The organism is Parvibaculum sp., from assembly GCF_046297875.1.
Lineage (GTDB): Bacteria > Pseudomonadota > Alphaproteobacteria > Parvibaculales > Parvibaculaceae > Parvibaculum.
On sequence record NZ_JBKBHD010000001.1, the window covers coordinates 510865 to 525781 of the forward strand.

General features: G+C 62.5%; 16 protein-coding genes. 10 read left to right on the forward strand and 6 right to left on the reverse strand.

Annotated elements, in window-relative coordinates; translation table 11 throughout:
• Positions 1-8: 8 nt before the first annotated feature.
• Positions 9-362, reverse strand: coding sequence for a hypothetical protein (locus ACK4FH_RS02515; RefSeq protein ID WP_409810922.1), 354 nt, complete (start codon positions 360-362; stop codon positions 9-11).
• A gap of 360 nt (positions 363-722) precedes the next feature.
• Here ACK4FH_RS02515 and ACK4FH_RS02520 point away from each other — a divergent pair, with 360 nt between their 5' ends.
• The 3 genes from ACK4FH_RS02520 (at position 723) to ACK4FH_RS02530 (ending at position 3052) form a co-directional block, all read left to right on the forward strand.
• Positions 723-1043, forward strand: a complete 321-nt coding sequence (locus tag ACK4FH_RS02520) for a 2Fe-2S iron-sulfur cluster-binding protein (protein ID WP_409810924.1) — start codon at positions 723-725, stop codon at positions 1041-1043.
• Positions 1044-1099: 56 nt separating this feature from the next.
• Entirely contained in the window at positions 1100-2194 is a 1095-nt protein-coding gene (locus tag ACK4FH_RS02525) for a ferritin-like domain-containing protein (RefSeq protein WP_409810926.1), read from the forward strand.
• 69 nt (positions 2195-2263) lie between these two features.
• Complete coding sequence (locus ACK4FH_RS02530) at positions 2264-3052, forward strand: PAS domain-containing protein (RefSeq protein ID WP_409810928.1); 789 nt, start codon at positions 2264-2266, stop codon at positions 3050-3052.
• Here ACK4FH_RS02530 and ACK4FH_RS02535 read toward each other — a convergent pair.
• Both ACK4FH_RS02535 and ACK4FH_RS02540 read right to left on the reverse strand, forming a co-directional pair.
• Complete coding sequence (locus tag ACK4FH_RS02535) at positions 3049-4059, reverse strand: NADP-dependent oxidoreductase (RefSeq protein ID WP_409810930.1); 1011 nt, start codon at positions 4057-4059, stop codon at positions 3049-3051. The genes ACK4FH_RS02530 and ACK4FH_RS02535 overlap by 4 nt on opposite strands.
• Positions 4060-4097: 38 nt before the next feature.
• On the reverse strand, positions 4098-5981 hold the full coding sequence (locus ACK4FH_RS02540; RefSeq protein WP_409810932.1) for an alkyl/aryl-sulfatase: 1884 nt from the start codon (positions 5979-5981) through the stop codon (positions 4098-4100).
• Positions 5982-6292: 311 nt separating this feature from the next.
• Here ACK4FH_RS02540 and exbB point away from each other — a divergent pair, with 311 nt between their 5' ends.
• Genes exbB through ACK4FH_RS02555 form a run of 3 tightly spaced genes read left to right on the forward strand, consistent with a single transcriptional unit; the run spans position 6293 to position 8343 of the window.
• Positions 6293-7183: a tonB-system energizer ExbB gene (exbB, locus tag ACK4FH_RS02545; protein WP_409810934.1), complete on the forward strand. Its 891-nt coding sequence runs from the start codon at positions 6293-6295 to the stop codon at positions 7181-7183.
• A 3-nt stretch (positions 7184-7186) separates the two neighbouring features.
• Positions 7187-7612 (forward strand): TonB system transport protein ExbD, encoded by a 426-nt coding sequence (exbD, locus tag ACK4FH_RS02550; protein WP_409810936.1) that lies wholly within the window; start codon positions 7187-7189, stop codon positions 7610-7612.
• Positions 7609-8343 (forward strand): energy transducer TonB, encoded by a 735-nt coding sequence (locus tag ACK4FH_RS02555; RefSeq protein ID WP_409810938.1) that lies wholly within the window; start codon positions 7609-7611, stop codon positions 8341-8343. The genes exbD and ACK4FH_RS02555 overlap by 4 nt, the downstream gene beginning before the upstream one ends.
• Before the next feature lie 16 nt (positions 8344-8359).
• Here the strand turns inward: ACK4FH_RS02555 and ACK4FH_RS02560 are convergent, their stop codons facing one another.
• The 3 genes from ACK4FH_RS02560 to ACK4FH_RS02570 all read right to left on the reverse strand — a co-directional run bounded on the left by ACK4FH_RS02560 (position 8360) and on the right by ACK4FH_RS02570 (position 11274).
• Complete coding sequence (locus ACK4FH_RS02560) at positions 8360-9406, reverse strand: alcohol dehydrogenase family protein (protein ID WP_409810940.1); 1047 nt, start codon at positions 9404-9406, stop codon at positions 8360-8362.
• Positions 9407-9474: 68 nt separating this feature from the next.
• The gene (locus ACK4FH_RS02565) at positions 9475-10212 is read right to left on the reverse strand and encodes an SDR family NAD(P)-dependent oxidoreductase (protein WP_409810942.1); all 738 of its coding nucleotides are present in this window, start codon (positions 10210-10212) and stop codon (positions 9475-9477) included.
• A 33-nt stretch (positions 10213-10245) separates the two neighbouring features.
• The gene (locus ACK4FH_RS02570; protein ID WP_409810944.1) at positions 10246-11274 is read right to left on the reverse strand and encodes a phosphotransferase family protein; all 1029 of its coding nucleotides are present in this window, start codon (positions 11272-11274) and stop codon (positions 10246-10248) included.
• A 103-nt stretch (positions 11275-11377) separates the two neighbouring features.
• Between ACK4FH_RS02570 and ACK4FH_RS02575 the strand changes: the two genes are divergently transcribed.
• Genes ACK4FH_RS02575 through ACK4FH_RS02590 form a run of 4 tightly spaced genes read left to right on the forward strand, consistent with a single transcriptional unit; the run spans position 11378 to position 14899 of the window.
• Complete coding sequence (locus ACK4FH_RS02575) at positions 11378-12121, forward strand: TetR family transcriptional regulator (RefSeq protein WP_409810946.1); 744 nt, start codon at positions 11378-11380, stop codon at positions 12119-12121.
• Positions 12122-12149: 28 nt separating this feature from the next.
• Positions 12150-13409, forward strand: a complete 1260-nt coding sequence (locus ACK4FH_RS02580; protein ID WP_409810948.1) for an FAD-dependent oxidoreductase — start codon at positions 12150-12152, stop codon at positions 13407-13409.
• Complete coding sequence (locus ACK4FH_RS02585; RefSeq protein ID WP_409810950.1) at positions 13406-13777, forward strand: nuclear transport factor 2 family protein; 372 nt, start codon at positions 13406-13408, stop codon at positions 13775-13777. Before ACK4FH_RS02580 ends, ACK4FH_RS02585 begins: the two co-directional genes overlap by 4 nt.
• A gap of 33 nt (positions 13778-13810) precedes the next feature.
• Positions 13811-14899 (forward strand): phosphotransferase, encoded by a 1089-nt coding sequence (locus tag ACK4FH_RS02590; RefSeq protein WP_409810952.1) that lies wholly within the window; start codon positions 13811-13813, stop codon positions 14897-14899.
• Positions 14900-14917 lie beyond the last annotated feature (18 nt).

The following is a 14917-nucleotide window of genomic DNA, read 5'->3' on the forward strand; positions in this document are numbered from 1 at the left end:
CGGCGCTATCAATAGCGCGGACCTATCACGCCGTCGGTGGTAACGGCGCCCGAGGAAAAATTGTTGATCCGGTCGATCTGCTCGCGCGCCTTGATCTGCTCTTCCTGCTTCCGACGTTCATATTCCTCGGCATACATTTCCGCGTTGTGGAGTTCGGGCGTGTCGTATTCCGGGTCGTAGCCCGAGCGGTAGTTCACCGGCGGCGAGCCAACGGGGTCCGACAGTTCGTACTGGACATCATCAAAGGGCGGCAATCCATCCACGGGATCCGACGACGACCCCGCATCCTGTGCCCTCACCTGCGCCGCAAGCGGCAGGGAAACGGCCAGAACGAGAATGGCGAACAGATTTCTTCCACTCATGAGAATACTTCCACGCAGGGAGCGCCCCTGGCGCCCGACGAACATAACGCAATCAGTTTACAGCAAATCTCCCGGCGGGGGAGCGGCGGATTTGCCACGGTTCCCGCCCAATAAAGCCTGTCCCTGAGCCGGATTCGCCGGCTCCACGGCACCTCTCTTTCCGTTTACGGACAGTCCGGCAGAGCCGGTTTTTGCAGAGCAGCAAGGATTCTCCCGCATTGCGGCGGACAATCTGCCGCAGCGGCGCGTGCGCCGCCGGACAATCTGCCACGGGGTGCGGCACGCCCATATAGATACAATTTTTTTGTGGATATAGCCCGGAACCAACCGGACAGACGGAAAGAGTGGCGAGGGTCTCGCATGACCAGGATCACCTATATCGAGTTCAACGGAACCGAACACACGGTCGACGTCGCGGAGGGTCTCTCCGTGATGGAGGGAGCCGTCCGCTACACCATTCCCGGAATCGAAGGCGACTGCGGCGGGGCCTGCGCCTGCGCCACCTGCCATGTCTATGTCGAGAGCGGCTGGTTCGACCGGCTGCCGCCGATGGATGAGCTGGAAGGCGACATGCTCGATTTCGCCTTCGACGTGCAGCCGAACAGCCGGCTTGCCTGCCAGATCAAGGTGGACTCCTCGCTCGACGGTCTCGTCGTCCGGGCGCCCGCCCGTCAGTACTGAGGAAACAGCACCCCGCCGCGCCGCAATCGGCACGCGGCCAAACTCAGGAGGAAACGATGAGCACGACCCCAGCGAAGATCGTCAAGAAAGGCGACTGGAAAGTGACGATGACGCCGGACGACATCTATCGCAACCCGATGGATATCGCCTGGACGTTCAATTACATCTTCTCGGAAGACAAGGTCGAAGACCTCTACAAGCGGGCAAAGCAGAACCAGTGGGATTCCGACGACCTGCTTCCCTGGGACACGGAAGTCGACCCCTCGCGTCCGCTGATCGCCAATGACAGTGATATCTATCACAAGATGTCATTCTTCAAGAAGCTGTCGAAATCGCAGCGGGAAACCTTTACCGCCCATTCGACGGCGCAGCTTCTTTCCCAGTTCCTGCATGGTGAGCAAGGCGCGCTGATGACGGCAGCCTGCGTCACGCATTCGGTGCCCGACGAAGGCGCCAAGCTCTATGCCGCCACGCAGACGATGGATGAGGCACGGCATGTCGAGGTCTATTCGAAATATTGCGACAAGATCGCCCTCGTCTACCCCATGTCGCCCTGGCTGAAGCAGCTTATCGATGTCACGCTTCAGTCCGACCGCTACGAAAAGGTCATGATCGGCATGAACATGATCGTAGAAGGCTTGGCGCTCGGCGCCTTCAACAACATGTATCGCACCACCACATGCCCGCTGCTCAAGCAACTCACATTCAACGTGATGCGCGATGAAAGCCGCCATGTTTCATTCGGCCATGCCTTTCTCGGGCCGGTCTTCAAGACGATGCATCCCGACGATCTCGAGGAGCTTGCCGAGTTCGCTTTCCAGGCGGTCAATATTCTCGTCAAGGCCCAGACCGCGGGCACGATCGCCAATCGCGTCGATCCGGGTTTCATGCAGGTGCTGGAGAATAGCGGCATCGATGCGGACGATTTCTTCAAGGGTTTGCAGCAGGCGGCCGATGAAGGCGTCGCGCAGAGCCTGCCGCCGGGTCAGGTGCATGCACTGAAAGATCTCATGATGCCGGCGCTCGCCCGCGTCGGCCTGCTGACGCCGACGGCGCGCAAGAAGTATGAAGAAGCCGGCATCCCGATTTTCGACGATGTGCGAGTACTGCAGGCGATGGAAGGCGGTCATCCGACCGGCAACGCGATCTGAGACGAATGACAAACCCCGGCGGACAGGACGCCGCCGGGGCCCTTCAAACGGCGAGGCGGAAGCAGAACCATGAGCAAGGACGATAGCGCGGCCGCCGGCTTTTACCGGGCGCTGGTGGACGGCATTCCGGAGGCGATCATCGTCTCCACACCGGAAGGCGAGATTACCTACTTCAATCCCGCCTCGGAGAGGCTGCTTGGCTATGCGAGCAGCGATGTTCTGGGACAGAACATCGCCATGCTTGTGCCGCAGCAGCCGGGTCAGCGCGCCGATCCCGTGAAATGGCTCGCTCGCTGGGCGGCCGAACCCGAGCACGAACAATCGCGCTATCTGGACCTCATCGCGCGGCGCAAGGACGGCACGGAATTTCCTGCCGATGTGCGCGTTGTGGAGGCGGGCTTCGACGGCAAGCGGCGCTTTCTCATCACCTTCCGCGACAATACGGCAAGGCGGCAGGAGCAGATCGCCTTCAAGGAGAAAAACCTGCTCTTCTCGCGCATTCTCATGGTCGCGGAAGACGGCATCGTCTCGGTCGATGCAGAGCAGAACATCACTTTCTTCAACATCAAGGCGGAGCAGATGTTCGGCTACCGGGCGGATGAAGTCCTCGGAAAGCCCCTTGATACGCTGCTCCCCGAGCGCTTCCGTTCTGCGCATGCAAGGCAGGTCGATGAATTCGGCAAGGGACGCACCGCCTCACGCTGGATGAGCGAGCGCGGTCCCGTCACCGGTTTGCGCCGGGACGGAACCGAATTCCCCGTCGATGCGACGATCACGCGGGTCGAAACCAATGGCCGCCTGACCTATACGGTCCATCTGCGCGACAGCGCCGGCAAGACGCGGCGCATCGCAAGCTAAAGCTTCACTACCAGCTTGCCGATATTGCCGCCGTCGAAGAGACGGTTGACCGCAACAGGCGCATTCTCGAGCCCGTCCACGATGGTTTCGCGGTGCTTCAGCTTGCCCTCGACTACCCATTGGGCAAGCTGCATGGCGCCCTCGGCGAATTTTGGCATGAAGTCGATGACGATGAAGCCGCGCACTTCGATGCGGCGCATCAGGATGGGTGAGAAGTCGCCGCGCATCGCGGGATCGCCGGTATTGTAGCCGGAGATCATGCCGCAAAGGGGCATGCGGCTGAAAAGGTTCATCCGCGCCATGACGGCTTCCATGATCTCGCCGCCGACATTTTCGAAATTGACGTCGATGCCGTCCGGCGTGGCGGCGGCAAGCTGCGCGCGCCAGTCCGCTCGCTTGTAGTCGACCGCTGCGTCGAAGCCGAGATCCTCGACGATGTGGCGGCACTTGTCCGGCCCGCCCGCAATGCCGACCGCGCGGCAGCCCTCGATCTTGGCAATCTGGCCGACAACAGAGCCGACGGCACCGGCGGCCGCGGAAACCACGACCGTCTCTCCCGGCTTCGGGCGGCCAAGCTCCAGAAGCCCGAAATAAGCGGTGAGGCCCGTCATGCCGCAGGCGCCGAGCATGACCGGCAGATCGACCGGCAGGCCGTGCGGTAGCACGCTCATGGCGCGAAGCCCCTCATCGGCAATGCAGTAATCCTGCCAGCCGGTGAGGCCGCTCACATGATCGCCTTCCTTGTAACGGGCGGAATTCGACTTCACGACCACGCCGACACCGCCGCCGCGCATCACCTCGCCGATGGCAACGGGCGGCATGTACTGGTCCATGTCGCTCATCCATATGCGGTTGGTCGGATCGAGGCTGAGATATAGAACGCGCACCAGCGCTTCGCCAGGGCCGGGTTCGGGAATGCTTTCCTCCACGAAATCGAAATTCGATTTCTCGATGCGGCCTGTGGGCCGCGTCTTCAGGCGGAACTGGCGGTTGACGTCGTTCTTCATTCTTTTCTCCCGGTGAATATGTCGGATGGCGAAACCTATCAGGGCATGACGATCTCGAACCAGAAATCGAACCGATCGAGCAGCGCGATGAAATCAGCGAAGGAGGCGGCATCGCCCTCGATCGCGACACTTTCATGCGGCAACGAAATTTCGCCGGTGACGAGGTTCACCAGCGCCTCGCGGGTGAGCGAGATAGTGGGCGCCGATTTCAGCTCTCGCTTCGGATAATGATGGAAGACCGCGTTTTCCACCGTGACAAGGAAATGTTCCTTTGCATCGGTGAAGCGGATGTTGAAGGCGAATTCGCGCGCGCCGGCCTTCTCGCCATTGAGGCGGACGGAGAGCGAGTCGAGCAATTGTTCGGCGGGCAGTGTGCGCAACTGGCCGGCCGCGCCCTGACGCGGGGTGTCCGATGGCGGCCGCGGATGGCGAAGCTCCATCGCCGCGGTGAGATAGAAGGCGCGCCAGGGGCCGGACTCCGCCTGATAGCCAAGCTGCTCCAGCGTGTCGGCCTGCAGGTGACGCGCATCGGCATTGCCGGGATCGGCGAAGACGAGATGATTCACGAGTTCGCAGACCCAACGGTAGTCGCCTTTGGCAAATGCATCGCGGCCTTTCGCGAGAAGCGCCTCCGCACCGCCCGCAAGATCAACATAGCGCTTTGCCGCCTCGACCGGCGGGTGCTTGTGCAAGTTCGCCGGGTTGCCGTCGAACCAGCCGAGATAACGCTGATAGACGGCCTTCGCATTGTGATTGAGCGTGCCGTAATAGCCGCGCGTGTACCATTCGGCGGCAAGCGTCGGCGGCAGCTTCAGCTCCTCGGCAATTTCGAGTGGCGTGAGCCCGTGATTGGCCATGCGCAGCGTCTGGTCGTGGACATATTTGTAGAGGTCGCGCTGCTTCCTCAGGAAAGAGATCGCGGCATCCGAGCCCCAGCGCGGCCAGTGATGGCTCGCAAAGAGAACATCGGTCTTTGCGCCGAAAAGTTCGATCGCTTCGTCGATATACCAGCTCCATGCCTTGGCATCGCGCACCTGCGCGCCGCGCGGCGTATATATATTGTGGAGATGGCAAGAACAGTTCTCGGCCATGCAGAGCGCCTTGAACTGCGGAAAGTAGAAATTCATTTCGGCAGGTGCTTCGGTGCCGGGCGTCACCTGGAAAACGATCTCGATACCGTCGATCACCATGCGGGTGCCGCTCTCGGAAATGCTCACCGTCGGCGGCACGAGGCTCACCTGCCCCATCGACACGGTCTTGCCGAGGCCGGCATCGACGTGACCGCGCGCATTGCGCGGCAGCAGCGCTCCATACATATAAGTCGCGCGGCGGCCCATCGCATTGCCTGCGAGCACATTCTCGCTCACCGCTTCCTCGAGGAAGCCTTCCGGCGCGATGATCTGCAGGCCCTTCGCAATATCCGCCTCCGAGAGCACGCCCTTCACGCCGCCATAGTGGTCGACATGGCTATGCGTATAGATGACGGCGGTGACGGGCTTGTCGCCGCGATGTTCGCGCATCAGCGCCAGCGCGGCGGCAGCGGGCTCGGCCGAAATCAGCGGGTCGATGACGATGTAGCCGGTGTCGCCTTCGATGAAGGTGATGTTCGAAAGATCGAAATTGCGCACCTGATAGATGCCGGGCGTGACCTCGAAGAGACCGTGAATGGAGTTCAGCTTCGCCTGACGCCAAAGGCTCGGATTGACCGTGTCCGGGCAGCCGCAACCTTCGCCCTCAAAAGTGAAGGTGCCCATATCCCACACGGCATGACCATGCTCGTTCAGCACCTTCGCGTCGGGGATGGTGGCGATGAAGCCCTTGCTGGCGAGTTCGAAATCCTCGGCCGTGTCCTGCGGCAAGGTCTCTACCAGCGCGGCTAGCGCTTGGCGCGTCGCTTCGGTTGCGTCTTTCGGCTGTTCCATATTCGCCCCTCCCTGGCGCCGTTCGCGGCGCTCTCATCTGGCCTGCAGGAGCAGGCGCACGCGGCGGCGAGACTACATCGCCCGCCGGGGCGGACAAAGCCCTGCGGCACCGGCGGGCCTCGCCAAAATCCGCGCTTCCAGCCGGGTTTACGGCCTGCCGGCAGGAATTTCCCGCGCGACAATATGGCAGCGGGACGAATGACATTGCGAAGCATTATTATTTATGGTTGAACGGCCCGAAAGCGACAGCAATTCCGCCTGATGCGGCATAGTATCCGGCCCGTATGCCGGCCCGTATGAAAGTGAGTGTCATGACGATGGGCGAAAAGACGATCCCGGTTTGCCGGACTGTTCTGTTCCGGGCGCTGCTTGCTCTCGCGCTTTTCGCAGGCACGCCGGCTGCGCCGCTCATGGCACAGGAAGCGATTTCGCAGGAAGACCTCGCCGGTATGAGCGAAGCGATCGGCATGGTGGACGAGGATGCGTCTGCGGGCAGGGCAGGCACCATGCTGCCGCATGATCTTTCGCCCTGGGGCATGTTCATGCAGGCCGATATCGTCGTGAAGGCGGTCATGATCGGCCTTGTCATCGCTTCGATCGTCACCTGGACGATCTGGTTTGCCAAGCGGATGGAAATCGCCAGTGCAAAACGGCGCGCGACCCAGGCTTTCGCCGCGCTCGCGGCTTCGGCTTCGCTCGACGACGCCGCACAAAGCATGGGCAAGTTCAAAGGCCCGGTGGCAGCTCTCGCGGAAGCAGCCATCGGCGAGCTGAGCGCGTCGGGCGAAACGGCGGACAAGGAAGGCGTGAAGGAACGCATCGCCTGGCGTTTCCAGCGCATCGAAGCCAACGCAGCCCGCGAAATAGGCATCGGCACGGGCGTACTTGCCACCATCGGCGCGACGGCACCCTTTGTCGGCCTGTTCGGCACGGTCTGGGGCATCATGAACAGCTTTATCGGCATCGCACAGACGCAGACGACCAATCTCGCCGTCGTCGCGCCGGGCATCGCCGAAGCGCTGCTCGCGACGGGACTTGGCCTCGCCGCGGCCATTCCCGCCGTGGTCATCTACAATGCCTTTGCGCGCTCCATTGCCGGTTACCGCGCGCTTGTCGCCGACAGTTCGGCGGAGCTTTTGCGCATCGTCAGCCGCGATCTCGATCTCGGGCGCAAGCCCCGTCTCTCCAAGGCGGCGGATTGAACCATGGCTGTTCGTCTCGATCATGGCGATGACGACCTTGCGGAAACGCATGAAATCAATGTCACGCCTTTCATCGACGTGATCCTTGTGCTGCTGATCGTGTTCATGATCGCAGCGCCTCTCGCGACGGTGGATATTCCCGTCGACCTGCCGTCTGCCAATGCCGAACCGCAGCCGCGCCCGACAGAGCCCGTCTTTCTTTCGGTCAAGCCGGACCTCAGCCTCGTGCTCGGCGAGGAGCCGCTGGACAAGGCTTCGCTTGCCGCCGCGCTCGATGCGAAAACGGGCGGCGACCGCGAGCAGCGGGTTTTCCTGCGCGCCGACAAGTCGGTGGAATATGGCAGCCTGATGGATGTGATGAACGAGCTCCGGGCCGCGGGCTATCTCAAGATTGCACTTGTGGGGCTCGAAGCGCCGGACGCGCGATGAGTACGCCGATGCTGGGCCAGGGCGAAAGCAGGTCAGGCATTGCCGACGCTCCGGCATGGCGCGCCGGCACGATCTTCGCAATCGCGCTTCATGCCGGACTTGCCGCAGCCATCGTCTGTTCGCAATTCGGCGTCGAGGACGATATCGAGCCATTTTCGTCTGCCATCACGCTTGACCTTGCGCCGATTGCCAGCGCGCCGCCGCAGCCCGTGACGAACCTGCCGGAAGGACCGCCCGTCGAGGAGCCGGAGCCGGTCGAGGAAGAGGCCGAACCAGTGCCCGAGCCGCCCCTTCCGCAGCCGGCCGAAGTCGCGCTGCCGGAGCCTGTCGCACGGCCGCAGCCGCAGAGAGAAGCGGCCGCCCCTGCAGCTTCGCCCTTGCCACCGGCGCAGACGACCACTGCGCCGGTCAATGCTGCGCCGAGTTCCGCTGAAGTAACCTCCATGCCATCATACAGGGCGCTCGTTTTCGCGCATCTCAAGCGGCATCAGCAATATCCGAGAGCGGCGAAGCGGCGCCAGCTGGAAAGCACCGTCACAGTGACATTCCGCGTCGACCGGCAGGGCAACGTACTCAGCCAATCGATCGTAGAGGGCTCGGGCTATGAAATTCTCGACCGCGAGGCACTCGCGACGATCGGGCGCGCCAACCCCATGCCGCCGGTGCCGCCGGAAATTTCAACGGATACCGTTTCCCTCACGGTTCCGATCCGCTTCGAACTCAGCGAATAAGCTGCGCGCCGGCTCCTTACGGCGCCAGCACGACCTTCATCACATTGTCGAGTTTGCCGTCAAAAATGCGATAGGCCTCGGCACCATCCTTCAACGACATGCGGTGGGTGACGAATTTTTCCGGTGTCAGGCGGCCGGCCTGTACCAGCGGGATCAGCTCCGGCCAGTGGCTCTGCACGAAGCAGCCCGCGACTCGAAACGTGAGCGATTTGTTGAAGGCGGTCCAGAGCGGATACTTGAATGCCTGATTCCGGTTGGCGCCGAAGACCGAGATGCTGCCATTGCGGCCCGCGACAGCGATTGCAAGTTCGATGGTCCTGTCGATGCCGACCGCCTCAACCGAACACTCGACCATCGCGCCGTCCGTCGCCTCGCGGATTTCCTCGACTGCATTTTCCGGCGACAGCGGAATGGCGCCGAGCACCGCCGCTGCGTCGCGCCGCTCCTTCACGAGGTCGATTGCGAAGACACGCGCCGCACCGAGCGCAAAGGCCGATTGCACCGCCATGAGGCCGATGGGACCAAGGCCGACAACGGCCACCGTCTTGCCGGGACCGATGTCGGCGTTCTTTGCGCCCATATAGGCCGTTGGCAGATTGTCGGTCAGCAGCAGCGCCTGTTCGGCGGCAATGCCATCCGGGATGCGCGTCACATTATGATCCGCCCAAGGCACCGCGATGCCTTCCGACTGACAGCCCTGCAACTGCGTGCTGAGGCCATAGCAGCCCCACATCTGCTTTGCGCATTTCGCGGGCGTACCTGCGCGGCAGACATTGCAGCGGCCGCAGCCGCCCGAGCGCACAGCCGCCGACAGCATGACCTCGTCGCCCACTTTCAATGTGCGGACATCGCGGCCCACTTCGACCACTTCGCCCACCGCCTCATGGCCGACGCAATAGCCGTGATCCTTCGAGAAGCCCTGGCCGTGATAGATGTGCAGATCGCTGCCGCAAATGCCGCAGGCCTTCATCTTTACCACCGCGCCGTCCTGACCCATCAAGACGGGATCGGGGAAATCCACATAGCGGATGTCCCTTTCGCCGAAATATCCGAGACCCTTCATGGCGATTTCCCCTGCCCTTCGCTACTTGCCGTCATGTTCGAAATTCATCGGCGTGCTTTCATTGCAGTTCAGGAAAGGATGAGGCCGCCATCGACGATCAGCGTCTGCCCGTAGATGTAGGAGGAGAGCGGCGAGGCGAGGAAGATTGCCGCGCCTGCCATGTCCTCCGGCGTGCCAAGACGGCCGGCAGGAATGCCCCGGATCGCCATTTCGCGGCGCTTCGGGTCTTCCGTCGTGACCTTGGTGAGTTTCGTGTCGACGAGGCCGGGTGCGATGCCGTTCACGCGGATGCCGTCGCCCGCCCAGGCTTCGCCGAGCGTGCGGGTGAGGCCGACAGCGCCTGTCTTCGAGGCGTTGTAAGCGGGGTTGCCGCACGTCGAATGAAAGCCGGCGGTGGAACTTACCGTGATGAGCGAACCCTTCGCGGCGGCCAGCATGTCGTGGAACTTGATGGCGCAGGCCATGAGGCTGTTGAGGTTCACATCCATCACCTTCTGGAAGCCGTCCATCCTGAACTCGCCGCGCTTGTAGATGACGGTGCCCTGACTCAGCACCAGCACATCGAGCGATGAAAAAGGCGGCGCATAGGCTTCGATGGCGTCGAAGTCGGAAATATCCATCTGCGCATAGTGAAGGCCCGTCATGTCGGAGCCTTCGGTGCCTGCATAATCATTTGCGAAGGCACGGGTGCCCCAGACATGGACTTCCGCGCCGCGCTCACGAAACGCATGAGCAATGCCATTGCCGATGCCGCTGGAGCCGCCGACGACCAGCACGCGCTTGCCCGAAAAATCCGTATCCTTCATCGCTCTTCCCTTTTTGTTTCCTTGTTTCCTGCGTCAGGCGATCCAGCGCAGGGCGCGCTCGAAAAGGCCCAACGTGCTCGCATGGAGCTTGTCGCCCGTTTCCTTCGGCGCCTTGCCCTCACAGGCGCGGGCATGGGTACCTTCCAGAATGATACCGAGCTTGTAGCAGGCGAGAACGCCGTACCATTCGATATGGCTCATGTCGCGCGCTGTCCGCGGCCTGTAATGTTCCACCAGTTCATCCGCTGACGGAGAGCCATCCCAGGGCTGCACCCCGACGGCGCCTGCTGCCGCGCCTTCCTGCGGCCAGGTGGCGAGAAGCCAGCCGAGATCGAGCAGCGGATCGCCGACGGTGGTCAGTTCCCAATCGACGATGGCGGCCAGTTCCGGCCCGTCATGGCGAAACATCACATTGGCGAGATGGTAGTCGCCATGAATGATACCGGGGATAAAGTTTTCCGGCCGGTTGGTTTCCAGCCATTTTGCGACCCTGGCGACGCCCGGAATGCCATCCGGGCCCGGCCATGAGGGAAACTCGCGATAGGATTCAAGCTGCGCCTGCCAGCGCGCGACCTGACGATCCAGATAATTGTCGACCTTGCCGAAACCGGCGAGCCCCGCCTTTTCGTAATCGACCGCGCCGAGCTTCGCGATGCCTTCGACAAGCGAGAAGCCCATGCGCCGCCGGATGGCGGGGTCGGAGGCATGGAGCGGCGGCAGACCGACCGTCGGATTGAAGCCGTCGATCGGCTCCATCAGATAAAACGATGCGCCGATTACATCTTCTTCCGGGCAGGCGGCGATGAGGCGGGGATGCGGCACGTCCGTATCGGCGATAGCGGCGAGCATGCGCGCTTCGCGGCGCATGGTCTCGTTGGAGTTCTTGCGCAGATGGGGTGGTGGGCGGCGCAGCACGAAGGTGCGGCCATTTCGCGTGAAGCGCAGAAGAATGTTCTGCGTGCCGCCGCCGAGCAGCGTCACATCTTCAAGCGGCCCCTTGCCGAGCCCCTGCCTGTCCATCCAGCGCGCCAGCGCCTCAAGATCGACGGGTATGTCTCCCATCGGCATTCCTCCCCGCGACCCTTGCCCGGTCTGACGCCGGCTTCCGTTAGGTCACCTGTTTTATCCATTTGACCTATCAAGCCCGGAGAGTCACTCTCTGTCAATGAACAAAACGGCGAGCATCGAAGCACGTCCCCTCACCGCGCGCGAGCAGATCAAGCTGGCGGCGCGGCGTCTCTTTGCCGAGCGCGGCATAGACGGCGTGACCGTGCGCGAAATCGTGGAGGCATCGGGCCAAAAGAATCACGGCTCGCTCTCCTATTATTTCGGCACCAAGGAGGCCCTCGTCCGGGAGCTCGTGACCGACGGAGCGAAGCTTATCGACATCCGCCGAAATGCCTATCTCGACAAGTTGGAAGCAGAGGGCGGGCCAAAGTCGATCCGCCAAGTCGCGGAGGCACTCGTCTATCCCTCCGTCAATCTCGCGGAAGAAACCGACACGGCGGAGGACAGCTATATCCGCTTCATCGCGCTCCTTGGCATGAGCCATCGCGATCTCTTCATGGAGGCGCTGGAGAACCGCTGGAACTCCGGCTATCTGCGCTGCCTCGACCATTTGCGCAGGCTGATGCCGGAAATGCCCGAGGCCGCAAAGAACCAGCGTTTCGTTTTTCTGGGCGCCTATCTCACCGGTGTCACCGCGGCGCGGGAAGCGGCCCTTGCCGACCGCTCGCGGCCGCATCCGATGTGGAGCGCAGAGGCGACGCTCAGACATTTCATCGACACGATCACGGCGATGTTCGCCGCGCCGCTCGACCCGGCGCTTGCCGGCGAAAGCTGGGGCAGCGGCGGCGCGAGCGGCGAACCGCGCGCCGTCGTCGGATCGGTCGGCATGATCCTCGATTGAATATGACGAACCGGGCGGGAGGCCGAAAATGACCCAGCAATACGATCTCATCATTGTGGGCGGCGGCATTGGCGGCTCGGCGCTTGCGGCCACCATGGCGAAGGCCGGCAAGAGCGTGCTGCTGCTCGAAAAGAGCACGGTCTATGAAGACCATGTGCGCGGCGAATGGATCGCGCCATGGGGCGTCGCGGAGACGAAACGGCTCGGCTTCTACGACACGCTTGTCGGTGCGGGCGGGCATCACCTCGCGCAACATGTTACCTATGACGAGACGCACGACCCGGAAGTGGCCGAGGCCATGCCGCTGCCGCTCGACATGTTCATTCCGGGTGTGCCGGGGCCGCTCTGCATCGGTCATCCGCATCACTGCCAGACATTGTTCGACGAGGCGAAGCGCGCCGGCGCGACGGCGCTGCGCGGCGTCAACGTGACGAAGGTCGTGCCGGGCGCCGCACCCCGCGTCGAGTTTGAACATGACGGCAAGGCGCATGAAGCGACAGCGCGGCTCATTGCCGGTGCGGACGGGCGCTCCTCCGTAGTGCGCGCTGCCTGCGGCATCGAGCTTCATCAGGACAAGCCGCATCACATGTTCGGCGGGCTGCTCGTCGAAGGCGCGGAAGGCTGGAACCCGACCCGGCAGGCCATCGGCACAGAAGGCGACTTCGCCTTTCTCGCCTTCCCGCAGGGCAAGGGCCGTGTGCGCATCTATGGCAGCTATTCGCTCGACGAGCGGCGCCGCTTTGCGGGCGAATACGGACCGCGCGCTTTCCTCGAAGCCTTCCGCATGAACTGCGCGCCGGACAACAAGTATCTTGCCGATGCGACGCCTGCCGGGCCGCTCTTCAGCTATTTCAACAATGACTCATGGACAGATGAGCCCTTTGCGCAAGGCGCGGTGCTGATCGGCGATGCCGCGGGCTGGAACGACCCGATCAACGGGCTTGGGCTTTCCATCACCTATCGCGATGTGCGGATTGTGAGCGATCTGCTGAAAGAAAATGGTGACTGGAGCCCTTCTCTCTTTGCGCCTTATGCCGAGGAACGCTTCGAGCGGCTCCGGCGGCTGCGCTTTGCGGGGCATCTGCAGTCCATTCTCGATGCCGAGTTCGGCGAGGCGGCGCGAGAGCGGCGGCGGCGCTACAATGAGCGCAAGGCGGCGGACCCAACGCTTGGCGCACACGCCTTTGCCATCATGGCGGGGCCGGAAACGCTGCCGTCTGAAATGTTCACCGAAGAACACAAGCGCCGCGTGCTTGGCGAGACGCAGGAAGAGGGAGCGGCGGCATGAGCGTAGACATAGAGGATTTCAATGCGCGCTGGCTTGCCAAATGGTCCGAGAAGGATGTGGCGGGACTGCTGAAATTCTATTCGGCGGATACGACCTATCGCGATCCGCAAGTGCCGGACGGGCTCAAGGGCGAGGAGGCGCTCGGGGCGTACCTCAAGCAGCTTTTCGATTCGACGCCGCCCATTCACTACGCGCCGCATGAGACATGGAAAACGGCAAACGGCTTTTGCGGCCGCTGGTATGCGACGATCTCGATGCCGGACGGGACGAAGGGTCTGATGCGCGGCTTCGACCTTGTGGTGCTGGAAGGCGACCGCATCAAACTCAACGAAGTCTATGTGCACAACATAACCAAGATACCGGACTGACAACCCGGCAAAGACCGGGACGGGAGGAAAGACATGGGAGAGACGCTCGAACTGCCGATCCTTGCATCGGCGGCGGTGACGCCTGAATGGATGACCGCCGTGCTGCGGAAGGCGGGCCATGATGTGACGGTGGCGACCCTGGCGGGAAAGCGCGTCGGCACGGGCCAGGTGGGCGAGAGCGTGCGCTTCACGCTCGACTACACGGGCGACGCGGGAGGCGCGCCGCGCAGTGTGGTCGGCAAGTTTCCGTCATCCGATCCCGAGAGCCGGGCGACCGGCGTCAATTTCGGCAATTACATCCGCGAGGTGAATTTCTATCGTCACCTGAAGGCGAGTGCGGGCGTGACGACGCCGATCTGCCTTCATGCCGAAGTAGACCCGGAGACGAGCGATTTCGTGCTCATCATGGAAGATCTCGCCCCCGCACAGCCGGGCGACCAGATGCGGGGAACGAGCGTTGCGGAAGCCGCGCTCGTGCTCGGCGAAGCGGCAAAGCTCCACGCCTCGCACTGGAACGATGTGTCGATGGACGAGATCGCCTGGCTCTTCGAGACGAAGGCTGCCCCGAAGCGGACTCAGCCCGATCTCATCCGGCTTCTCTGGCAGGCCTTCCGCGAACGCTATGGCGAGCGCATCCCCGCCGATTGCGTGGAGATCGGCGAGGCGATCACGCGCAACTACGATTATTTCAAGGATGGCTATGACGGGCCGAAATGCCTGACGCATAACGACTTCCGGCCGGACAACATGATGTTCGGCACGGCGGAGGGCGGCTATCCGGTGTCCGTCGTCGACTGGCAGTCCATCGGCTATGGCTGCTGCATGGCCGATGTTTCCTACTTCCTGAGCGGCGCGCTGCCGCGCGAGGTGCGGCGCGCACATGAGAAGGACCTGCTCACGGCCTATCACCGGAAGCTCGGGGAGCTTGGCGTCAGCGGCTATTCATTCAACGAGATGATGCGGCACTACGGACTTTACAGCTTCTCGCTTTTCAATATGGCCTTTACCGCCTCGATGATCGTCGAGCGGACGGAGCGCGGCGACAACATGTTCTTCCAGATGCTGCGCGGCGGCGCCGACCATGTGCTCGATACGGGCGCACTCGACCTGCTTCCCCATTGAGTAGCGGACCTGCCACGC